24 protein-coding genes and 1 tRNA gene are annotated in these 21,595 nt (G+C 65.8%); 16 read left to right on the top strand and 9 right to left on the bottom strand.

Annotated elements, in window-relative coordinates:
• The first annotated feature begins 74 nt into the window (after positions 1-74).
• Positions 75-608: a DUF3145 domain-containing protein gene (locus ACIRRA_RS13070; protein WP_402766857.1), complete on the top strand. Its 534-nt coding sequence runs from the start codon at positions 75-77 to the stop codon at positions 606-608.
• Between the two features lie 97 nt (positions 609-705).
• The gene (locus ACIRRA_RS13065) at positions 706-1,110 is read left to right on the top strand and encodes a hypothetical protein (RefSeq protein ID WP_402766854.1); all 405 of its coding nucleotides are present in this window, start codon (positions 706-708) and stop codon (positions 1,108-1,110) included.
• Positions 1,111-1,215: 105 nt separating this feature from the next.
• Here the strand turns inward: ACIRRA_RS13065 and ACIRRA_RS13060 are convergent, their stop codons facing one another.
• The 6 genes from ACIRRA_RS13060 to aceE all read right to left on the bottom strand — a co-directional run bounded on the left by ACIRRA_RS13060 (position 1,216) and on the right by aceE (position 9,737).
• The gene (locus ACIRRA_RS13060) at positions 1,216-2,646 is read right to left on the bottom strand and encodes an acyl-CoA carboxylase subunit beta (protein ID WP_402766851.1); all 1,431 of its coding nucleotides are present in this window, start codon (positions 2,644-2,646) and stop codon (positions 1,216-1,218) included.
• A gap of 167 nt (positions 2,647-2,813) precedes the next feature.
• On the bottom strand, positions 2,814-4,064 hold the full coding sequence (locus ACIRRA_RS13055; protein ID WP_402766849.1) for a KasA/KasB family beta-ketoacyl-ACP synthase: 1,251 nt from the start codon (positions 4,062-4,064) through the stop codon (positions 2,814-2,816).
• Between the two features lie 11 nt (positions 4,065-4,075).
• Positions 4,076-4,381 (bottom strand): meromycolate extension acyl carrier protein AcpM, encoded by a 306-nt coding sequence (gene acpM, locus ACIRRA_RS13050; protein ID WP_033086997.1) that lies wholly within the window; start codon positions 4,379-4,381, stop codon positions 4,076-4,078.
• Between the two features lie 99 nt (positions 4,382-4,480).
• Positions 4,481-5,395, bottom strand: coding sequence for an ACP S-malonyltransferase (locus ACIRRA_RS13045; protein WP_402766846.1), 915 nt, complete (start codon positions 5,393-5,395; stop codon positions 4,481-4,483).
• Positions 5,396-5,522: 127 nt separating this feature from the next.
• Positions 5,523-6,824, bottom strand: coding sequence for a PucR family transcriptional regulator (locus ACIRRA_RS13040; RefSeq protein WP_402767174.1), 1,302 nt, complete (start codon positions 6,822-6,824; stop codon positions 5,523-5,525).
• 45 nt (positions 6,825-6,869) lie between these two features.
• The gene (gene aceE / locus ACIRRA_RS13035; protein WP_402767173.1) at positions 6,870-9,737 is read right to left on the bottom strand and encodes a pyruvate dehydrogenase (acetyl-transferring), homodimeric type; all 2,868 of its coding nucleotides are present in this window, start codon (positions 9,735-9,737) and stop codon (positions 6,870-6,872) included.
• Positions 9,738-10,102: 365 nt separating this feature from the next.
• On the opposite strand from aceE, the gene ACIRRA_RS13030 reads away from it, so the two are divergent.
• The 4 genes from ACIRRA_RS13030 (at position 10,103) to ACIRRA_RS13015 (ending at position 11,828) form a co-directional block, all read left to right on the top strand.
• Positions 10,103-10,537 carry a hypothetical protein gene (locus tag ACIRRA_RS13030; protein ID WP_357003839.1) on the top strand — a complete coding sequence of 145 codons (435 nt, stop codon included), beginning with the start codon at positions 10,103-10,105 and terminating at the stop codon, positions 10,535-10,537.
• A 160-nt stretch (positions 10,538-10,697) separates the two neighbouring features.
• Complete coding sequence (locus tag ACIRRA_RS13025; RefSeq protein ID WP_354838512.1) at positions 10,698-11,120, top strand: DUF3052 domain-containing protein; 423 nt, start codon at positions 10,698-10,700, stop codon at positions 11,118-11,120.
• A 109-nt stretch (positions 11,121-11,229) separates the two neighbouring features.
• Positions 11,230-11,694: a peroxiredoxin gene (locus tag ACIRRA_RS13020; RefSeq protein ID WP_402766844.1), complete on the top strand. Its 465-nt coding sequence runs from the start codon at positions 11,230-11,232 to the stop codon at positions 11,692-11,694.
• A 62-nt stretch (positions 11,695-11,756) separates the two neighbouring features.
• Positions 11,757-11,828, top strand: a tRNA-Val gene (locus tag ACIRRA_RS13015).
• Between the two features lie 88 nt (positions 11,829-11,916).
• Here ACIRRA_RS13015 and ACIRRA_RS13010 read toward each other — a convergent pair.
• The gene (locus tag ACIRRA_RS13010; protein ID WP_402766842.1) at positions 11,917-13,017 is read right to left on the bottom strand and encodes a tyrosine-type recombinase/integrase; all 1,101 of its coding nucleotides are present in this window, start codon (positions 13,015-13,017) and stop codon (positions 11,917-11,919) included.
• Positions 13,018-13,054: 37 nt separating this feature from the next.
• On the opposite strand from ACIRRA_RS13010, the gene ACIRRA_RS13005 reads away from it, so the two are divergent.
• A complete protein-coding gene (locus tag ACIRRA_RS13005) occupies positions 13,055-13,669 on the top strand; it encodes an HD domain-containing protein (protein ID WP_402767172.1) in 615 nt (204 codons plus the stop codon).
• On the opposite strand, the gene ACIRRA_RS13000 is transcribed toward ACIRRA_RS13005, so the two are convergent.
• Together ACIRRA_RS13000 and ACIRRA_RS12995 are read right to left on the bottom strand one after the other, a co-directional pair.
• On the bottom strand, positions 13,646-14,116 hold the full coding sequence (locus tag ACIRRA_RS13000) for an NUDIX hydrolase (RefSeq protein ID WP_402766840.1): 471 nt from the start codon (positions 14,114-14,116) through the stop codon (positions 13,646-13,648). The two genes, ACIRRA_RS13005 and ACIRRA_RS13000, sit on opposite strands and share 24 nt — an antisense overlap.
• Positions 14,117-14,128: 12 nt before the next feature.
• Positions 14,129-14,908 (bottom strand): DUF5919 domain-containing protein, encoded by a 780-nt coding sequence (locus tag ACIRRA_RS12995; protein ID WP_402766838.1) that lies wholly within the window; start codon positions 14,906-14,908, stop codon positions 14,129-14,131.
• Between the two features lie 118 nt (positions 14,909-15,026).
• On the opposite strand from ACIRRA_RS12995, the gene ACIRRA_RS12990 reads away from it, so the two are divergent.
• The 9 genes from ACIRRA_RS12990 (at position 15,027) to ssb (ending at position 21,595) form a co-directional block, all read left to right on the top strand.
• Complete coding sequence (locus tag ACIRRA_RS12990) at positions 15,027-15,248, top strand: DNA-binding protein (RefSeq protein WP_402766836.1); 222 nt, start codon at positions 15,027-15,029, stop codon at positions 15,246-15,248.
• Positions 15,249-15,408: 160 nt separating this feature from the next.
• Complete coding sequence (locus tag ACIRRA_RS12985; RefSeq protein WP_402766835.1) at positions 15,409-15,642, top strand: hypothetical protein; 234 nt, start codon at positions 15,409-15,411, stop codon at positions 15,640-15,642.
• The gene (locus ACIRRA_RS12980) at positions 15,639-16,409 is read left to right on the top strand and encodes a hypothetical protein (RefSeq protein ID WP_402766833.1); all 771 of its coding nucleotides are present in this window, start codon (positions 15,639-15,641) and stop codon (positions 16,407-16,409) included. Before ACIRRA_RS12985 ends, ACIRRA_RS12980 begins: the two co-directional genes overlap by 4 nt.
• 112 nt (positions 16,410-16,521) lie before the next feature.
• Positions 16,522-18,483: a hypothetical protein gene (locus tag ACIRRA_RS12975; protein ID WP_402766831.1), complete on the top strand. Its 1,962-nt coding sequence runs from the start codon at positions 16,522-16,524 to the stop codon at positions 18,481-18,483.
• Entirely contained in the window at positions 18,480-18,665 is a 186-nt protein-coding gene (locus ACIRRA_RS12970) for a hypothetical protein (protein WP_402766829.1), read from the top strand. The genes ACIRRA_RS12975 and ACIRRA_RS12970 overlap by 4 nt, the downstream gene beginning before the upstream one ends.
• Complete coding sequence (locus ACIRRA_RS12965; protein WP_402766827.1) at positions 18,662-19,555, top strand: DUF2637 domain-containing protein; 894 nt, start codon at positions 18,662-18,664, stop codon at positions 19,553-19,555. Before ACIRRA_RS12970 ends, ACIRRA_RS12965 begins: the two co-directional genes overlap by 4 nt.
• Positions 19,552-20,001 carry a hypothetical protein gene (locus ACIRRA_RS12960; protein ID WP_402766825.1) on the top strand — a complete coding sequence of 150 codons (450 nt, stop codon included), beginning with the start codon at positions 19,552-19,554 and terminating at the stop codon, positions 19,999-20,001. Before ACIRRA_RS12965 ends, ACIRRA_RS12960 begins: the two co-directional genes overlap by 4 nt.
• A 32-nt stretch (positions 20,002-20,033) precedes the next feature.
• A complete protein-coding gene (locus ACIRRA_RS12955) occupies positions 20,034-20,954 on the top strand; it encodes a hypothetical protein (protein ID WP_402766823.1) in 921 nt (306 codons plus the stop codon).
• Positions 20,955-21,127: 173 nt separating this feature from the next.
• The gene (gene ssb / locus ACIRRA_RS12950; protein ID WP_402766821.1) at positions 21,128-21,595 is read left to right on the top strand and encodes a single-stranded DNA-binding protein; all 468 of its coding nucleotides are present in this window, start codon (positions 21,128-21,130) and stop codon (positions 21,593-21,595) included.

Here is a 21,595-nt window from a genome sequence, read left to right as displayed (position 1 = left end):
TAAACTCGGGCAACGCCGAGCTCGGACAGGGGCCGTTGGGGAAGACGTCCCTCGTCGAGCCGGAGGTGTCAGTGGTGCATGCGTCTAGTCAGTTCGCGGAGACGACGTCTGGAGTCGTCTACATCCATTCGTCGCCGGCCGCGCTGTGCCCGCATGTCGAATGGGCTCTCACCTCCACTCTCAAGGCCCCCGCGAAACTGCGCTGGACCGTGCAGCCGGCCGATCCCGGACATCTGCGCGCCACCACCGATTGGTGTGGTCCGGTTGGTACAGGAGGGAAATTAGCCAGAGCATTGCGGGATTGGCCTGTGCTGTATTTCGAAGTCACCGAGGACCCCAGCGAGGGGGTAGACGGCGCCCGCTTCAGCTTCGTCCCCGGCCTCGGCCTCTGGAGCGGCTCCACCGGCGCCGGCGGCGACGTCATGGTCGGCGAGATGCGCCTGCGCGCCATCGTCGCCGAGGCCCGCGCCCACGGCCGCGGCTCCGCCGCCGAGATCGCCGCCGACATCGACCGCGCCCTCGGCACCGCCTGGGACGACATCCTCGAGCCCTACCGCCTCGGCGGCGAGGGCGCGGAAGTCACCTGGCTGCGCCGCGACGTCGGCTGATCCACCGGCACGGCCGCCGAACCACGCGAGCCTGCCCTCCCGAACGCCCCAAACCGGGCACAATGCCCAGGGAAGGGATAGCCGACGAGGAGGATTCGTGCGGACCACAGCGATCGCGGGTGCGGCCCTGGCCATGGCGACGGCCTTCGCCCTCACCGCCTGCGACGACAACACCCCCACCGTTGCCTCCGGCCCCTCGGCCCACCCCGCCACCTCCGCCGCCGCCTTCCCGGCCGCGGGCCACGAGGCCGTCCAGTGCGGCGCCGGCCCCTGGGGCCTGACGGTGGTGGTCTCCACCGCCAAGGGCACCGGGTTCTGCCCCACCGCGCTCTCCGTCGTCACCGCCTACGCCGACGAGCGCGCCAAACAATCCACCGGCGACATCGCCGTCATCGTCGGCACCGTCCGGTGGGTCTGCGGCGAACACCCCTCCACTCCCAACCCCTATCAGGAATGCGCGAGCCAGAACGAGTCCGCCGACAAGGTCCGCCTCCAGTCCTGACGTCAGCCAACATCCCCCCGGCCTGACTGCGAAACCCGTTCCGGGCCAACGAAAAGCGGGCGGCCTCCGAGGAGACCGCCCGCTATCGCGTTGCCACGTAACCGATTACAGCGGAATGTTCTTGTTGTGCTGCGGCCGCGCCGGGGCGGCGGCCAGGGCGGCGGCGATGGTGGAGCGGGTCTTGGCGGGCTCGATGACCTCGTCCACGACGCCGATCGAGATGGCGCGCTGGACGCCGCCGGCGATGCGCTCGTGCTCCTCGGTCAGACGCTCCAGCATGGCCTCGCGCTCCTGCTCCGGGGCGGCCGCGAGAGCCTTCTTGTGCAGGATGCCGACCGCGGCCTTGGCGCCCATGACCGCGACTTCCGAACCGGGCCAGGCGTACACGGCGGTGGCGCCCAGCGAGCGGGCGTTCATCGCGATGTAGGCGCCGCCGTAGATCTTGCGGGTGACCAGGGTGACGCGGGGGACACGGGCCTCGGCGAAGGCGTGCAGCAGCTTGGCGCCGCGGCGCACCACGCCCTCGAACTCCTGCGAGACGCCCGGCAGGTAGCCCGGCACGTCGGTGACGACGATCAGCGGGATACCGAAGGCGTTGCACAGGCGCACGAAACGCGAAGCCTTCTCGGCACTTTCGGAGTTGAGGCAGCCACCCAGGCGGATCGGGTTGTTGGCCAGCACACCGACGGTGCGGCCGCCGAGCCGGCCGAGACCGACCACCATGGAGCGGGCGTAGCCGCCCTGCAGCTCCTCGAAGGTGCTCTCGCCGTCGACGTTGTCGAGCAGCTCGTTGATGATCGGCTTGACGTCGTAGGCGCGCTTGGCGGACTCCGGCATCATGGCCTTGAGATCCACATCGCCGTGCGCGGCCGCGGCCAGATCGAACTCGCCCTGCTCGGCGAACATCGACACCAGGCGGCGGGCACGGTGCATGGCATCGGACTCGTCCTCGGCGACGATGTGGCAGACGCCGGACTTCTTGCCGTGGGTGATCGGGCCACCCAGGGTCGCCATGTCCACGCTCTCACCGGTCACCGTCTTCACGATGTCCGGGCCGGTCACGAAGACGCGGCCTTCCGGAGCCATGATGACGATGTCGGTCAGCGCGGGGCCGTAGGCGGCGCCGCCGGCGGCGAAGCCGAGCACCACGGAAATCTGGGGGACCTGGCCGGACGCGCGGACCATGGCCTCGAAGACCAGACCGACGGCGTGCAGGGCCTCGACGCCCTCGGCCAGCCGGGCGCCACCCGAATGCCACAGGCCCACAACGGGAACCTTGGAATCGATGGCGGTGTCGATCGCGTCGACGATGTGCTTGCACCCCTCCACGCCCATGGCGCCGCCCATCACGGTGGCATCGGAGCAGTAGGCGACGGTGCGAACGCCGTCGACCTCACCGATGGCTGCGAGCACACCGGACTTGTCGCGGGGGTGTAGCGGGAGAACGGTTCCGGGATCGAAGAAGCGCTGCAACCGACCCAGCGGGTCACGGGGATCGGTCGTGGTGTCCGCATGCGCGGGAGCCATGATGGTCATCGCAAACTCTCCTCAAAGGGGGAAGTGCGGTCGCTGAGAGCGGCTGCGAATGTCGAAGTCCCGGCAGGGATTTCGGGGGGTCTCCATCCGAAACCCATGCCGGGACCGCTTGTCTTACCGACCGGTAAAGCTGAGCCGGATTTCCGGTTTACCGGGATGAATCCGTGTCAGTACCGGCCGAAGGCGAGCGCGACATTGTGCCCACCGAAACCGAAGGAGTTGTTGATCGCGAACTCGATGTCCTGACGGCGAGCCTCGCCGTGCACGACATCCAGATCGATCGCCGGATCCTGGTTCTCCAGGTTCAGCGTCGGGGGGACGATGCCATCCCGGATGCTGAGCACCGTGAGTACCGACTCGAGGGCGCCGACGGCACCGATCGAGTGGCCCAGGGCCGACTTGGGGGCGTAGACCGAGGCGTGCTTGACGCCGGCCTTGTGAATCGCGTTCGCTTCCGCGGTGTCACCGACGGGGGTGGCAGTCGCGTGAGCGTTCACGTGGGTGATGTCCGAAGCGGATAGACCCGCGGTCTGCATCGCGCGCTGCATGGCGCGAGCCGCACCGCTGCCCTCCGGATCGGGAGCCACCAGGTGGAACCCGTCGGAGGTGATACCCGCGCCCATCAGCCGGGCGTGGATGGTGGCGCCGCGAGCCTTGGCGTGCTCCTCGGTCTCGATGACCATGAGCGCGCCCGCCTCGCCGAAGACGAAGCCGTCGCGATCCTTGTCGAAGGGGCGCGAGGCCGCCTTCGGATCGTCATTGCGGGTCGACATGGCCCGCATCATGGAGAACGCGGCGATCGGCACCGAGTCGATGAAGCCCTCGACGCCGCCGGTGACGACCATGTCGGCGTCACCCATGACGATCATCCGCCACGCGTTGGCGATGGCCTCCGAACCCGACGAGCATGCCGAGACCGGAGTGACCACTCCCGCCCGGGCCTTGAGCTCGAGACCGACCACGGCGGACGGGCCGTTCGGCATGACCATCTGAACAGCCAGCGGCGAGATCTTGCGATAGCCGCCGTTCTTCAGCTTGTCCACCGAGTCGATCAGCGCGTCGCCGCCGCCGAGACCGGTGCCGATGGCCACACCCAGCCGCAGCGGGTCGACCTCGGGAGAGCCGGCGTTCTTCCACACCTCGCGACCGAGCACGGTCGCCAGTCGCTCGATGTACGCCATGCGACGGATCTCGACCCGATCGAGCAGCGTGTCCGGCGACACCTTCAGGTGGCCGCCGATTCGAACCGGAAGGTCGTACTCCGCAATGAAGTCGTCCTCGAGAGTGTCGATGCCGCTCTCGCCATTGAGGAGGCCCTTCCACGTCGCATCGACGTCACCGGCGATCGACGTGGTCGCCGCCATGCTCGTTACGACGACGTTGGGAAAGTTCCCGTTCAAGGTGGAAGGAGTGGTCACGGTGTCGGTTCCTACTCGCCCTCGGCGCCGAACTTGGCCTTCAGCTCAGCGGCCGCGTCGGAGTTCTCGGCCTCGAGCTTCTGGATGTACGCCACCGCGTCGCCGACGGTCTTCAGGCTCGCCAGGTCCTCGTCGGGGATCTTGACGCCGTACTTGTCCTCGGTCTGGACGGCGATCTCGACCATCGACAGCGAGTCGATGTCCAGGTCGTCGACGAAGGACTTCTCGATGGTCACCTCGGAGGGCTCGATACCGGTCACCTCTTCGATGATCTTCCCGAGCTCTTCGACGATCTGTTCCTGGGTCAGAGCGGCCACTGTGGTGGCTCCCTTCTTATTTCTTGTAGAGGGTGGATTTTCATTTGTTTGCGACCCCGTTGCTCCATCGCCGTTGATGGGAGCGGGCCGCGAGCCAAGCTAGCTTGCCGCGGTGAGTTCGGCGAGCGCGGGGAGGTCCGCGGGTGTCTTCAGCGCCAGATTCGGGGTGCCCTTGAGCTCCCGCTTGGCGATGCCGACCAGGGTGCCCGCCGGCGGCAACTCTGCCACCGCGGAAACCCCTGCCGCACGGATCGTTTCAGTGCACAGATCCCAGCGCACGGGGCGCGTGACCTGGGCAGCGAGCTTGTCGACCGCGTCCTGGCCGGAGCTGACCGGTTGCCCGTCGAAGTTCGACAGCAGGGTCCTGACCGGCGCGCTGGGCGCGATCTTGGCGATGGCCTCCGCGACCGCGTCCTGGGCGGGAGCCATGAACGCGGTGTGGAAGGCGCCGGCGACCGGCAGTGCACGGACGCGGGCTTTTTCGGGCGGGTTCGCGGCAAGGGCTTCGAGCGCCTCGAGCTTACCCGCGGCCACGATCTGACCCACCGCATTGCGGTTGGCCGGAATCAGGCCGAGTTCGTCGAGACGAGCGAGCACCTCCGCTTCGTCACCACCGAGCACCGCGGACATACCGGTCGGCTCGAGTGCGCAAGCTTTGGCCATTTCCGCTCCGCGGATGGCGGCCAGGACCACCGCGTCATCGGCGGAGATGACTCCGGCGACGGCAGCGGCGGCGAATTCGCCGACCGAGTGTCCGGCGACGACTGTATCCGCGGGAAGCGAATCCTGCGGGATTTCCGCGAAAGCCATGAGGGCAGCCGCGACGACGAGCGGCTGGGTGACAGCCGTGTCGACGATCTCTTCGGCGGTCGCAGTCGTGCCCAACCGCAGCAGGTCCAGCCCCGAGGCCTTCGACCACAGCGCGATGCGGTCCGCAGCGCCGGGAAGTTCGAGCCAAGGGGTGAGCATGCCGGGAGTCTGAGAGCCCTGTCCAGGGGCGAGCAATGCGATCACGACTCAAGAAAACACCGTGAGACCGCTCTCACGAGATGTCGGCGCGAATGAAGCTTGCTTGGCAGTTTTGTGAGGAGTCCACAAAAGACCAAGTGGGCTGTCCGGATCGCCCGATCCTCGAATCTCGTTACACCCTATCCTTCGGATCTGTGATGGGAGTCACATCTGTGGCAGGAGTGGGTGATTCGTTACGAGTTCGTGTCAGCCGACCTACTGTGGCCGCGATACGTAACACATAGGCATCACGCGGATTCATCGGATCCCGGCCCGTGATGTCGGCGATTCGCTTGAGGCGATAGCGCACCGTATTTGGATGAACGAACAGCTGGCGGGCGCAGGTCTCGACGGCTCCACCGCAATCCAGATACGCGTCCAGCGTGTCCGACAGATCGGCGCTGGCGGCGGCCAACGGTAGCACTAGGTGCTCGTTCAGGGCGTCTATGGCCGCGCGGTCGCCGAGCAGGGCGCGTTCGGGCAGGAGTTCGGAGGCGTGCACCGGGCGTGGCGCACCCCGCCAGCCCACCACGGCCTCCATGCCGGCCATCGCCTCCACCGAGCTGACATGCGCGGCGGACAGCGCCCGCATGGTCGGGCCGATCACCACCGGACCCTCGGAGAAGGCCTCGGCGAGCAGGTCCGCCAGGAACTGCGACGGATACATCGGGTCACCGAGATGTCCGCTGACTACCATTACCAGCCGCGAACCCTGCACCACGGCGAGCGCGTTGCGGCCGTGCCGCCCGGCCACACTATGTACGGAACTGACAACAGCCACCTGGTCCTTGGGGGGAGTGCCCACAAGAACCGTCGCGGGGGCGGTCGCGTCCCAATTGAGAGTGGCCGCACGGGAGAGCATTTCGGGGCCATTGTCGCCGCGCACCACGGCATCGACGACCAGGGCCTCCAATCGGGTGTCCCACGCGCCACGCGACTCCGCGGCCGAGGCGTACACCGAGGCGGCGGCGAAACCGAGCTCCCGCCCGTACCGCAGCACCGCCTCGGTGAGCGCCACCAGCTGACGGTCGTTGCGCGCCAGGGCCGGCAGCCACTGCTCGAAGAACTCCATGGCCACCCGGACCATGTCGACGGTCTGGCGCAGCGTCAGCCGCCGCGCCAGATCGTCCGGAATCACTTGGAAGGCATCGAGACTGAAGCGGATATCCGATTCCGGGTCCTGTAGCCACTCCAGGAAGTTCACCACCGCCGTCTGCACCAGCATCTGGACGCCGGCCCGCTGGGCGGCGTCCAGATTGTCGAAGAACGGCAACCGATCCTGCATCGAGGCCACGGCCTCGGTGGACAGGCGACCGGAGAACTGCTTGACCCGTTTCAGGAGGGTGTCCGGAAGCGGGTCGCGCGTCTGCCGATTCGGGGAGAGCGCGCCGGTCGGGAGATAGACCTCGTGAGAGGAGGTGCCCTCCTCGTTGATCCGGCGCGGCCTCGGCGGTTTACGTTCCACAGTGTTTATGTTCGGTTATGCGTCGCCGCCTTCGGTACCGGGTGCCGCCTTCGGCGCGGCGTTCACGTCGTCGATTGCGTAGCGGCGTGCCGCCTCGGCCACCGTGGCGGGTGAAATCCGGCCCTGAGCAGCGAGACCCTGCAGTGCGGCGACCACGATGGACGCGGCATCCACATTGAAGACGCGGCGCGCGGCCGGGCGGGTGTCGGAGAAACCGAAACCATCCGTACCGAGGGTGATGTATTCGGTCGGCACCCACTGGCGGATCTGGTCGGGCACCGCGCGCATCCAGTCGGAGGCGGCGACGACCGGGCCCTGCGCCTTGGACAGCACCTCGGTGATGTAGGGCAGGCCCGGATCCTGGTCGGGGTGACGGAGTTTGGCGATCTCCTTCGCGAGCGCCTCCTTGCGGAGCTCGCCCCACGAAGTCACCGAGTAGACATCGGCCTGCACACCCCACTCCTGGGCCAGCATCTCCTGCGCGCGCATGCCGTCGGGCATGGTGACGCCCGCGACCAGGATATTGGCGCGCAGGTCGCCGGCGCCGCCGGGCCGGTACAGATAGATGCCCTTGAGCAGGCCCGCCACGTCCAGGTTCTCCGGCTCGGCCGGTTGAACGTAGGGCTCGTTGTAGAGGGTGATGTAGTAGAAGATGTCCTCGCCGCCGAATTCGTGGTGCACCGAATGCGATTCGGGATCGGTGCCGGGCAGCGCCTCCTGATAGCCCTGGGCCAGGCCGCCGCCGTACATGCGGCGCATGCCGTCGCGCACGATGTGGGCGATCTCGAAGGAGAAGGCCGGATCGTAGGCGACACAGGCCGGGTTGGTGGACGCCAGCAGCAGTGAGTGACCGTCGTTGTGCTGCAGGCCCTCACCGGTGAGCGTGGTTCGCCCGGCGGTAGCTCCGAGCACGAAGCCGCGGGCCATCTGATCCGCTGCCGCCCAGAGGCCGTCGCCCGTGCGCTGGAAGCCGAACATCGAATAGAAGATGTACAGCGGGATCATCGGCTCGCCGTGGGTGGCGTAGGAGGTGCCGACCGCGGTGAAGCTCGCGGTGGAACCGGCTTCGTTGATGCCCTCGTGCAGGATCTGACCGATGCTCGACTCTTTGTAGGCAAGCATCAAATCCGCGTCGACCGATGTGTACAACTGGCCGTTGCGGTTGTAGATCTTCAACGAGGGGAACCACGAGTCCATACCGAAGGTGCGGGCCTCGTCGGGGATGATCGGGACGATGCGCTTGCCGATCTCCTTGTCGCGCAACAGCTCTTTCATCAGGCGCACGAAGGCCATGGTGGTGGCCACCGGCTGCTTGCCCGAACCCTTGCGAACCGAGCGGTAGGCTTCGTCGCCAGGAAGTTGCAGCGGCTTTGCCAGCGTGCGGCGCTCGGGGACGAAACCGCCCAGCTGCTTGCGGCGATCCATCATGTACTGGATCTCGGGCGCGTCCTGGCCGGGGTGGTAGTACGGCGGCAGGTACGGGTTGGCCTCGAGCTCGGCGTCGGTGATCGGAATGCGCTGCACGTCGCGGAACGCCTTCAGATCGTCGAGGGTCATCTTCTTCATCTGGTGCGTGGCATTGCGGGCCTCGAAGTGCTTGCCCAGGCCGTAGCCCTTGATGGTCTTGGCCAGGATGACCGTCGGCTGACCCTGGTGTGCCATGGCCGCGGCGTAGGCGGCGTAGATCTTGCGGTAGTCGTGGCCGCCGCGCTTGAGGTTCCAGACCTCGGCGTCCGACAGCCCCTTGACCAGTTCCTTGGTGCGCGGGTCGCGGCCGAAGAAGTGCTCGCGCACGTACGCGCCGTCATTGGCCTTGTAGGTCTGGTAATCGCCGTCGGGCGTGGAGTTCATCAGGTTCACCAGCGCGCCGTCGCGGTCGGCCTGCAGCAGGGCGTCCCACTCACGGCCCCAGACCACCTTGATGACATTCCAGCCGGCGCCGCGGAAGAACGACTCCAGCTCCTGAATGATCTTGCCGTTGCCGCGGACCGGGCCGTCGAGGCGCTGCAGGTTGCAGTTGATGACGAAGGTCAGGTTGTCCAGGCCCTCGTTGGCGGCCACCTGGATCAGGCCGCGCGACTCCGGCTCGTCCATCTCGCCGTCGCCGAGGAACGCCCAGACATGCTGGTCCGAGGTGTCCTTGAGGCCGCGGTCGTGCAGGTAGTGGTTGAAGCGGGCCTGGTAGATGGCGTTCATCGGGCCCAGACCCATTGATACCGTGGGGAATTCCCAGAAGTCCGGCATCAGCCGCGGGTGCGGGTACGAGGACAGGCCGTGGCCCGGACCGCCGTGGCTGTACTCCTGACGGAAGCCGTCCATCTGGTCCGTGGTGAGGCGGCCTTCGAGGAAGGCGCGGGCATAGATGCCGGGGGAGGCGTGGCCCTGGATGAACACCTGGTCGCCGCCGCCCGCGTGGTCCTTGCCGCGGAAGAAGTGGTTGAAACCGACCTCGTAGAGCGCCGCCGAGGACGCGTAGGTCGAAATGTGGCCGCCCACACCGATTCCCGGCCGCTGGGCGCGGTGCACCATGACCGCGGCGTTCCAGCGGATGTAGGCGCGGAAGCGGCGCTCCACCTCCTCGTCGCCGGGGAACCACGGCTCGTTCTCGGTGGGAATGGTGTTGACGTAGTCGGTGGAGGTCAGCGCGGGGATGGCGACATGGCGCTCACCGGCGCGTTCGAGCAGGCGCAGCATGAGGTAGCGGGCGCGGCCGGGGCCCTCGCGGGTGAGCATTTCATCGAAGGAGTCGAGCCATTCACTGGTCTCCTCCGGGTCGATGTCCGGCAGGTATGACGCCACCCCCTCGCGAATCACTCGAACCCGGCCTCCCGCCGGGGATTTGCGTGCCGATCCATTGGTGGAATTCGACGAAGTCGGGTGCATCAAGTCGGTCAAGACGTTTGCTCCTCGTACACATGGGGTGGGACATCTGGTGTGGCGTCAATACCCCGGGTATCCGCTGGTGGGCGGCATACCCGCAACGATTGGTCTGGGGCGCATCTCACATCCTTGCCGATGATGCGGCCCAGGTCATCATGTCAGCCGGAAATCCAGTACGGTTGCGCAGGGAATCGCGCCGCTCGCGACGCCATCCAACACCGCCGGGCTGGACGGGGAGGAACCAAGTGAAGCTGCTGAACCCGCGGGGGTTCGGACTGGTGTGCGCGTCCGCGGCGGTGGCGGGAGGATTGGTTCTAGCCGGGTGCGCGAACACGATCGAGGGTACTCCGACGGCGAATCAGGTTCAGGTGACGTCGTACAAGGCCGAGGCTGCGTCGTCCTCGGCGGCCGCCGCCTCGTCGAAGGCGGCCGCGGCGACCGCCAAGGCGACCTCCGACAACTGCGATCCGTTCCGCAAGATCACCGGGACCGCTGTCGATCGCTACAACGAATTCGTCGACGCCCATGACGGGAACACGGCCGACCAGATCGCCAAGCGCGACGCGGCGGCGTCCGCGCTCGAGGACGCCGCGAAGACGGTCGAGACTCAGGTGGGTGCGTCGGGCGCCGACCTGCAGGCGGATCTGGGGCAGAAGTTCACCGACTATGTGACCGCGGCGCGGTCGCTGGCCGCGGAGGTGCGGAAGATGACGACCAGCTCGTCGGTGTCGCCGCTGAACGACGCGAGTCACAAGGTCAACGATGCTCTGAGCGCGGTCCGGAACGCCTGCCCGGCCAAGTGAATCGGACCGTCCCCATGGTGTGAAACCGGTCTGTCCAATGGATCTCACCGGTCTCAGATACGACATTTAGGGTGCGATTTCGGCCGATCGGCTTGCGCTGGGGGCTTTTACCATGTTCGCTTGCAACTACCTATTGTCGGGAGTTGAGGAGGACACCACCGTGGTCGCCGCGGCGGACGCGCAGAACTACGCTCAGAAGCTTGGCATTTCACACGACATGGTGGTTCAGGAACTGGGCTGGGACGAAGATACCGACGACGCGCTTCGCGCCGAGATCGAGGAAGCCACCGGTTCCGAGCTGCTCGACGAAGACACCGACGAGGTGGTCGACGTTGTGCTGCTGTGGTGGCGTGAGGGTGACGGTGACCTGGTGGATGAGCTACTGAACGTGATCACCCCGCTCGCCGACGACGGCGTCGTCTGGGTGCTCACCCCCAAGACCGGTCAACCCGGCCATGTCGATCCGAGCGAAATCGGCGAGTCGGCGACCCCCGCCGGTCTCACCGCGACCACCCCGGTGTCCCTGGGGACTTGGACGGGCACCAAACTCACCCAGCCCAAGACACCTTCCAAGCAGCGCTGAGGCCTCTACTAAGGTTTCAGATAGGGCCGAGTGACAACGGTGGATTCCGCGCGTCTCCACGCCGCGTCGCACGGTGCTGCGCTCAGGACATGAGGATGGAGGGGAAGGTATGCCGCTCGAGGTCGGTTCGGTCGCACCGGACTTCACGCTGAAGGACCAGAACAATCAGGAAGTCACGCTGTCGAGCTTCCGCGGCGAGAAGAACGTCTTGATCGTCTTCTACCCCCTGGCCTTCACCGGTATCTGCCAGGGCGAACTCTGCAAGGTTCGGGACGAACTCCCCAAGTTCCAGAACGACAACGCCGAGATCCTCGCCATCTCCGTAGGCCCGCCGCCCACCCACAAGATCTGGGCAGCCGAACAGGGCTACACCTTCCCCCTCCTCTCCGACTTCTGGCCGCACGGCGCCGTGGCCCAGAACTACGGCGTCTTCAACGAGAAGTCCGGCTACCCCAACCGCGGCACCTTCGTCGTCGACAAGGACGGCATCGTCCGCTTCGCCGAAATGAACGGCCCCGGCGAGCCCCGTGACCAGCACGCTTGGGAAAAAGCCCTCGCCACACTAGATTCATAACCCGTTGCCCGGACGTCCGCGTCCGGCACACCAATCCGACCCCGGGCCCGTCGGGGCGGTTGGGGCGTATAGCTCAGCGGTAGAGCACTGGTTTTACACACCAGCGGTCGGGGGTTCGATCCCCTCTGCGCCCACGTTGGAAAGAGCAGGTCACGGCCTGTATTTCATGGGGCAAGTTCGACCTTGTGGTCATTTCGTGGGGCAAACGTGGGGCAGTCATCACTAGCCGAGAACTAGCCGGACCAAGGACCACTGACTTTCACCAAGGCTTGCGTACCTCTGTGTGGTTCTGATCGAAGCATGGCCGAGTAGCTTCTGGACCTGTTGAAGTGGAATGCCTGCCCGGACCAATCGGCCGGCGTAGGTATGGCGCAGGTCGTGCGGGCGAACCTTCCCGAGCCGACGCCTGTCGTCGCCTTCGCCAACCCATGCGACGCGTGTCGCTGCATCAAAACGCTTCTTGAAGTTGTCCTGGTCGAACGGACGCTGATCGACATGCGCCAGCAGCAGGCCACTGCGAACCTTCCGACCGTCATCGATGTAGGGAACGGGTGCGGGAGTCCCGAGCCCATCCCGCTTTACCGCGGCGGTGAGGATCTTCGCCAGCGCCTCGCCGATCGGGATAACCCGCCGCTCGGCATCCTTGGGCGCCTTCATCCGCTTGCCGGCCTTGTCCCATGCCCATTCGATACTGATCGTCTTTCGCTTGAGGTCGATGTGCTCCTTGTGCAGGCCCTGCGCTTCGCCTACTCGCATACCCGTCCCGAGCAGGACATCGACGATCAGTTGGTCGAACGAGTCGAGAGGTGCACGGAGCGCAGCGATTTCGTCGTCCTCTAGATGCCGCTCCGGCGAGGGGCCGGGCTTCGGCAGCACGATATCTACGCATGGACTCTTGTCGATCAGGTTGGCCTTACGTGCGGCCGTCATGGAGTTGCTGAGCAGCCGGTAGCACTTTTCGACCGATGTTGGCGCGAGCTCCACGTGCAGCTCGGAGATCCAGTCCTGGACGTCCGATTGAGTGATGTCCGTCAGTATGTAGTTGCCCCACTTGGGCTTCAGGTGCCGGACGATGCGATGGTGATCGGCTTTCCGGGTGCTCTCTTCGATCATCCGTCGCATCTCCCAGCGCGGTTGCCATTCGGACCAAGTCATGGTCGGCGCCTCCTGGTAGTTCGACTCGCGCTCGTTGTCCTCCTTGGCCGTAGCCTTGCGTCGCGCAAGGTCTTTGGTCGGGAAGATGCCCGCGCTTCTCTTGGCTCCGCGCCTGTCGCGGTAGACGCCCCGGTATCGACCGCTGGGTAATTTTTCGGCCCACCCCATGGTTCAAACCTCCATCCGATCCTGACCGCCGATGAGAATGCCGCTTCGTGTCGACAGGCCCGAATGTCCAGGTAACGTGAGGTTGGTGAGTGAACTCGTGAGCGACGCCCGGAACCTTGCGGAGGTTCATCTCGCTACGGCGTTGCCGCGGCGGTGGCGACATGTCAACGGCGTTGCCCGCCAGGGTACTCGGATCGCGTCAGCCTTCGGGGTCGAAGCGGACACACTCGTCGCGGCGTGCTGGCTTCATGACATCGGATACGCACCGCCGTTGGCTAGCACGGGTTTTCATCCACTGGATGGGGCCACGTTCCTGCGTGATCACGGTTGGGACGAGCGCCTATGCGCACTTGTAGCCCACCACTCCTGCGCGATCCGCGAAGCGAGGTTGCGCGGATTGGAGAACGAATTGCTGACCTTTGAGGACGAGAATTCGCCTCTGCGAGATGCTCTGTGGTTCTGCGACATGACTACCGACCCGGACGGGGATTTGGTCAACGTGGAGCAAAGGCTGTCCGAGATCTTGTCACGCTACGGTGAGGGGAGCATCGTGTACGACTTCATCCACGCGGCCCGTGATGATCTGCTGGCTGCTGTAAAGCGGACCGAAACTCGGATGGTTCGCGGATCAGCCGATGTAGGGCTCGGCTAATCGGGCGTATCCGTGGTCTATCCGGAGTCGCACGGACGGATGGATATTCAGGCCGTCCAGCTCGGCCTCTGACACCCACCGGACATTCGGAGACTCAGGACTCGTATGAAGCTGGCCGCCAACCGGTTTCGCACGGAAACAGATTGAGAACTGCTGTCGAACTTCGCCATCCGAATATGCCATCACATGGTTCGGATTCGAATAGATGCCGACCAGGCCGGTAACCTCGATCTCAATCCCGGTCTCCTCGCGAGTCTCTCGTACCGCCGTGTCCGCGAGGTACTCGCCGAAGTCCTGTCCGCCACCGGGGATCGCCCACCGCCCGTTGTCGCTGCGCTGAATGAGCAGCACGCGATTCTGACTGTCCAGAACGAACGCGGTAGCCGCGACAACGATGCTGTTGGCCTTGGGCGCGCTTGGGTCGTTGTAGTACTCGGTACGTGCCACAGTGCTCCTCGGCTAGTGAATCGACGGGTACGGCTCGGAGCTCTCCCATATGCTATCGAAGCTCTCGGAGTAGACCTCGAACAAGCTTCCCTCGAAGAGTCGACGAAGGTGCATGGCCGGAGACTGCGGTGCCATCCGCCCGTGGACATGCATGTTGACCAGCATCTGATCATCAAATCGAAAAATCGAATTGTAGAGAGTCGTGTCGTGGAGGCGGAACTCGATCCCAGCCTCCCCTGTGACGGGTTCGAAGAACGCCAGTACGTTCCGGATCTTGGCTGCAATCGCGCCCTCGCCGATTCGTTCCTCAGCGGTTCGCTGTCGAACGGTGTTGCCCTCCGGATTCCCTAGGAGTAGGCGAACTTTCGCGCCGTTCTGCCCCTTTCTCTTCAGCTTCTTCAGGAGTGCTGTGTCATCAGTCAAGAACATTCCGGCGTAGACGAGGATGTCGAGCTGGTTCTCGACCCCGTCGAACAGTTTCAACCATAGATCGCGCGGAACCTCGTGCCGGTGTGGATACACGGTAACCACCTCCGACGCGGCGACCTCTGCTGCGCGTTCGGGCGAAAGCGCGTCCGGCCAGATGAACTGCTCGGATTCCTTCAGCAATGCCGCGAGCTCGAAGCGGTGCTTCGGATAAGGCATTGTCTCGTTTCTGATCCATCGATCAACCGTCTTTGTGCTGACACCGAGTTCGCAGGCCACGCGTTCAGGTGTGAGGCCATGGCGAAGAAGCGCGTCCCGCAACCGATCATTCGGCATGCCAATCCCCTTCAGGACATCTATGGACATCGTAGTTGTCCATCAGACGTCCGGACAAGGCTTTCCGTGGGCTGATGTTGTCCCTCCTGCTCCAGCGAATCTGGCTGTGCCCCAACAAATCAGGGCAAGTAGAGCAAAGGAGAAACGCGTGGCAAGGAGACGGACGGTCGATCTGGACAACCCACTTCCGGGGGACCTGATCACGTTGCGGAGTGCCGCACAACTCGCAGGTGGCGTGCACCCCAAGACGATTCGACGCTGGATTGATCTCGAACTCTTGACCGGCTATCGGCAGGGACCGCGGCTGCTGTTCGTCAGCCGTCGCGAGGTACTGGCATTGGCACAGCCGCTGACGGGCGGTGCGGCATGATCAGGCTCTCGCTTGTGCTGCTCATTGTTGTTCTAGCACTTGGGCTTTTCCTCCCTCAGTTGGCGATTCTCCTCCTTGTGGCGCTGCTGCTGTTCGGAGTCGCCGGTCTGGTGTCGAGCTACTCGAATCCCTTCAACCATGGTCGGCGGGGTGGTCGGTGATGAACGACTACTACATGGTTGGCGGTCGAAATCGGGTGGCCGCGCCGATGTCCCCGGCGGGACTGGCAGTGGTTGTCCTTCTTGGCTTCGTGTTCGCGGCGGGCCTGTATCTGGGTCTGCTGCTGTTCGGGACCCGGGAGAGCTTGCCGACGACGGTGGTGACGTGTCCGGCGCCGGGGACCCAGCAGGCCGTCTGGCCGCAGGGTTGCCCGCGTGAGGCGGTGGCACCGTGAGTGGGCCGGAGATTCGGTTGCAGGCGTGGGAAACCCGCCTGGAAGAGTTGATCGCGCAGCAGTACGGGTTGTCGTTCGACACCGTGGCCAAGGCAATCGGTCGGGGGCCGCGAGCGGCGTCGAAGTTTGCGCGCCGGTTGAAGAAGCTCGGGCACGCGCAGGTGGCCCGGGTGGACTACGGGTCGCGCGGTCCGTGGCGGAACTCGACGACTTTCGATGAGCCTGATGCGGTGCCGCATGGCCCGTTGTGGTTGTCGCTGACACGCGGAACCAATTGGGGTTACCTGGAATTCGATCCGGGGGAGTGGATTCCGAAGGCGTCGACGGCCTCGCATTTGACCGCAGTTACGGAGTTGCGGCTGGCGCTGACCGGTCTGGATACCGACCCGCAGGTGTGGACGAGTGAACGGCTGTTGCGGCGTCGGCTCAAGGGTGAGTCCGGGCGGCCCGAGGTCCACATTCACGATGGGTGGTTCCGGGATTTCACCGATCCGGACAAGGTGTGGGCGGTCGAGGTGGAGCTGTCGCGCAAGTTCGGCGACGGTCGCCTGACGCGGGCGATGTCGGCGGCGCTGGACGCGGCCGAGCGCAACGATCTGGCCGGTGTCGTGTACTTCGTGCGCGGCGAGGGTCTGCGGCGCGCGGTCGAGGGCGCTGCGGCGCGGCTTGCGCACGAGCGCAACCTCGATCGCCTGCCGAATCTCGAAATCCACGATCTGGATGCCACTGTGGCGCGCGGCATGCAGCCCCGAGAGGCGGTGATCTGACATGTCCGACTGTGTTCCGCTGATCACTCCGCAGGACTGTGGCACGACCACTGTTCCGATGCCGCTACCGATTTCGTCTGCCCCTGTGCCCGCGCGGTCACCGGATGTCGTTGTGAGTTCGGTTGTGCCGCAGACGCCTTCGCCGGACCGGTTCGAGAATGCGGCATTGCCGGGCGGCTGGCGGGCCCCGGACTGGCACGTGCACGTCTCCAGCGTCAGCGAGGTCCTCGCGTTCCTGGGCATGGTGCTGCTCGGCGTGGGGTTCGTGGCCGCGTTGGCGGTCGCCATGAATGTGTTCGCGAACTGGCGGCGCTGGGACGCCCACCAGGTGCGCAACTACGCGTTCGGCGCGCTGGTGTTACCGGTCGGCGCGATGGCGCTTACGAATTCCTGGTTCGCGGCGCCGAGCTTGTGGTGGCAGGGCACGCACGTGCTGGTGGCGTCGGGTCTCGGGTCGGGGGCACTGGTGGCCATGACCGCCGGATGCCTGCCCGTCGCCTGGGGTGCCGCAGCGGTGTACCGGGCGCGGTTCCTGTCCCGGCTGGGGACCGAGGGCGTGGACTCGCCGTGGAAGACACGGCGCCTGTTGCGCCGTCAGCAGCACGGGCAGGCCCGTGCCGCGCGCCGGGCCGCGAAGTACGGTGCGCCCCTGACGACGGGTTGGCTGAACAACCGTGTGGTGCTTGGGCCTTTGTCCGAGCGCACGGATGCGACGCAGCCGACGGCGGTGACGCAGTTGGTGTCGAAGCGGTCGGCGAAGTTGGAGATTCCGATCGAGGGTCTCGGGCACATGATCGTGCTGGGCAAGTCGCAGAAGGCCGGCAAGACTACCATGCAGGTCCGCCTGGGCACCGCTCTCTATGAAGCGTATTGGCGACGGTATGTGCGGACCGGGGAGAAACGCCCGTTGCTGATCTTTTTGGATTGCAAGGGCGGCAAGCCCGGGTTGGCGACCGGCCGTCAGGTGGTCAAGATCGCTCACCGGCTGGGGGTGCGGCCGGAGCGGATCGCGTTGTGGCCCATCACGAATCGGTTCGATCTGTGGGACATGTCCGCTGAGGATCAGTGCGCCACCCTCGAATCGATGATCAATCCGGTGCAGGCCACCGACGCGGGCGCCGAGCACTTCAAGCAGAACCGCATCCGCGTCGTCCAGTTGGCGGTGACAGCGCCGGGTGGCAAGCCGACGAACAAGGACGACTTCCAGCAGCGCCTGACCCTCGATTGGCTCAAGGACGGGTGGGCGGGTCATGACGCGATCCTGGCCGAGATCGCTGATTTGCAGCAGAACAAGCCGCCCGCGATCGGGGATGTGGCGGGCAAGTTCCGCAACATCTTCAACGCAATCGGTGAGGGCTTCGACGGCGGCCGACCCCTTGACAGCTTCGATGTCATATACGCGACTACCCCGGGGACGGTGCGTGGCGAGTATGCCCGCGCCCAGGTCGCGGCGATCACCACCCTGATCTCGCAGTTCGCGTGTGGGGAGCATGACCGGCAGATCGTGTTGATCATTGATGAGATGTCGGCGGTGTCGGACAAGACCGGCGGCATCAACCAATTCACCATCGCCGAACGGCTTCTCGGCATGGGCGTGATCGGCATTTTCTCCGCCCAAAATCAGTACGGGCTCGGTCAAACCCAGGACGAGCGCCGCCGCCTGCTGGAGGCATGCCCGTCGGGCGCCCTGCTGATGGCCCTGGAAGGCGCGGGCAAGGTGTCGGAGGTGTTCGGGACCCGTCCGGTCACCGAGAACTCCCGCCACTCCAAGAACGGCAAGGTCGGCGACGAAGGGACGCTCGGTAATCGGGAGACCTTTTTCATCGACCCGAACCGGCTCGCGGAGTTCGACCGCGGGGACGTGGTGTGGGTGCACGCATTGAAAGCCCAATGGGGACATGTGATCCCGGTCGATCTCGACGAAATCACCGAATTGCCGGTGGACCCGTACCCCGAGCGGTGGGCCGGCAACACGCAGCCGCGGGTGCCGCTGCGGGCGGTGCGTGATCTGGATTCCGGGCGGGCCCGCCGCGCCGATTTCGGTTTCGAGGGCGATGGCGGTGAGGTCGCATGACCGACTACCTGCGCCCGATCGCCGCCTACGTGGTCACCCGAACCGGCCGTGACGGCCACCGCCACACCGACACTGACCGCCCCGGACACCCCACCCCGGTCGGGGTGCCCGCCCCGGTCAACCGGGCGGACAGCACCGAGGACACGCCGGACAGCGGTGCGGACAGGGGGTGGACACGATGACCACCCGTATCGAGAAGTCCCGCGGTCACAAGGTGGCCTGGACAGGATTCGTGTTCGGGTCATTGACCTCGGTGGCCACCAATGTCCTGCACACCTTCCTGCCGACTGTTCACATGCCCACCGGTCTGGCCCTGGTGATCGCTGCCCGGGTCGGGGCCGCGATCTGGCCCATCGGGCTCCTATTGAGTGTCGAGGTGCTCTCGCGGGTGGCGTGGCGGCGTGGGCCCGGGTGGGCGCTGGCGCGCTTCGGCGGTGCGGGCACGGTCGCACTCGGGTCAGCGGTGATCTCCTACAGCCACGTGCGAGACGTGCTGCTGGCCTGGGGATACGGGCATCCCGCCGCCGAATTCGGGCCGCTGACCCTGGACGGGCTGATGGTCGTATGCGGGTTCGCTCTGCTCTCGCTCACCCCGTCCACCGAGACCGCCTCGTCCCACAGAAACGACCCAAGCACCCTTGCGACACAACAGGCTCGGAAGATCACGTCGAAATCTCCTGCCATGCGGGAGATTCCATTGCCCGACCAGATCGAGGCATTGGCCGAGCCTGTCCGCCCCAGCGAGGGCCTGGTCACGGTGTCCGGACAGGCGGACACCGCCACCAAGGGGACGGACAGCACCGAGGACATCGAGGCGGACAGCCGCCGCCAACGGGCCCGAAAGTTCCACGCCCAGGGCTGGACCCACGCCCGCATCGCGGCCGAACTCGCGGTCAGCAAACGCACCGTGCGCCGCTACCTGTCCTCGGACGCGGACACCAAGGCGGCCACCGATGGTCACGCGGACACCGCGGTGGCCACCCCGGTCACCGCACCGACCCCGCTCGCCGAGGCGTGGCCGGTCCAATTCGACACCAACCATCACGACAACCATCAAGGAGCACTGGCATGACCACCAACAACAACGGCAACGGCATTGATTGGGACGGCGAGCTGCAAGCGCTCATGGAGTCCTCCGGAATCAAGCTGACCGAACTCGTCCGCCCGAAATGGACAGTGCGAGTACGCCGCCGGATCCTCGGGGCCCGCGCGGTCCTGGCCGCGGTCACAGTCACCGTGCCGCTGATGTGGCTGACCGCCGCCTCCGGGGCGCCCGCCGCGGCCGTCACGCCGGTGCTGGTGTGGCTGGCGGGCTGGATCGGCTACAGCGTGTGGATCAGCGCGGGCCGCCCCGACTGGAGCATCACCACCACCGCCACCCGCGACCTCGCCAGCACCGCATTCCAGGCTGCGTCCCGCTTCTGCTTCGCCCACACCCGCCCGGCCCGCGCCCGCTGGCGGGCCTGGCGAGCCGCCCGTACCCACGATCGCGCCGCGCCGGTCGAGGCCACGGCATGACCCCCGAATCCCGAGAAAGGAATTGAAATCTGATGTCCGGTAACGAAGTTGACGAAGTCGCCCGCAACTGGCCGCAGTTGGCCGCGCTGATCTTTCAGTTGTTGCAGCGGATCCAGCGCGCCAGCGCTGATGGGTCGGTACGCCTGAGTCGCGCCGACTACAAGCAGTTCACCACCGAACTGCGCGACGCCCAGAAGGTCCTCACCCACGAGATCAGCACCACCCGTGCCTGGTATCAGAACCGCACCGAGGACTACCAGCGCGAATCCCACGCCGCCGGAACCCGTGCCTCGGTAGGCGCTTCCGCCGAGGAGCAGGCCAAGGCGACCGGGTACCTGTCCGGGCTGCGCGCCAGTATCGAGCACACCATCCACGACACCGTGCTCACCGCCGAACAACGCGGCCAAGTCGTGCAAACCCTTGACGGCATCGACAACGACCCGTCGAAACCAGTGGCACGCAACGTGTTCGAACCAGTATCCGGTGTCGCGGCCGTTCGTGCCCGTCTCGCTGCGGCGGTGAGCGAGCAGCAGGTGACCCAGCATCGCGAACGCCTCACGCAGAACGCGACCGCCGCGGCCGAGCAGCCGGCGAGTGCGGAGATCGCGGCGCTGCGCCAAGACAACGCGCGCCGGTTCGACGATCTCGCCGGGCGACTGGAACACCTCGAAGACCGCGTGAACCAGCTACGGCCCCAGCAGACCGCGACCGCCGCTGCGGCGACCAACGGCCACGGTGTGCCGCGCGAGAACCACAAGGCCCGCACACGTGCCGCCCAGCGCCCCGAACAGCACGCCGAAGCGCAGCAGTCAAACGGTGCGAGCGTGCACCCCGAAGCGGCCGCGCACGCCGAAGCCGAGCAGGAACATCCGGCACCGCAGACCGCCGCCGGACAGCCCCAGCACGCTGCCACGCACGTGGAGTCGGCCGCGCAGATGCAGGCCGAGGCATAGCTGATTCGCCTGCGGCCCATGGGTTTTTAACAACAACACAGAAATGGAGGAACCGCTATACGACAGCTGAAACGCCCGTGATGCCCAGGCATCACAGCTTGAGGCTTGGACAACCTCACCGAGACCAGAGTCTCGGAACACGAATTAATTCAACAACTTTCAGGAGTTATGACATGTCCGGCGAAACGAATCTCACCATCATCGGCAACCTGACCGCCGACCCGATCATCCGCTACATGAACGACACGGGTGACGCGGTGGTCAATTTCACGGTCGCTTCCACCCCGCGGGTCTTCGACGCGAAGACCAAGCAGTGGAAGGACGGTGCCGCGCTGTTCATGCGCTGCACCCAGTGGCGCGAGGCTGGCGAGCACGTCGCCAACTCCCTGTCCAAGGGGGATCGGGTGATCGTGGTCGGCAAACTGTCCCAGCGCGAATACACCGACCGCGAAGGCGTCAAACGCCAGGTCATGGAGTTGGTCGCGGACGAGGTGGGAACGTCGTTGAAATATGCGGTGGCCAAACCGGTCCGCTCCAAGGCCCGCAACAGCGGCCGCCCGAATCCGAAGGCCGACAACAACTCCGGGGCCACTGACGACCCCTGGGGCGATTTCCAGCCGACCACGGATGAGGTGGCCTAG

The sequence above is a fragment of the Nocardia sp. NPDC101769 genome (assembly GCF_044766925.1).
Lineage (GTDB): Bacteria > Actinomycetota > Actinomycetes > Mycobacteriales > Mycobacteriaceae > Nocardia.
This window is presented reverse-complemented; position numbering and strand designations above follow the sequence as displayed.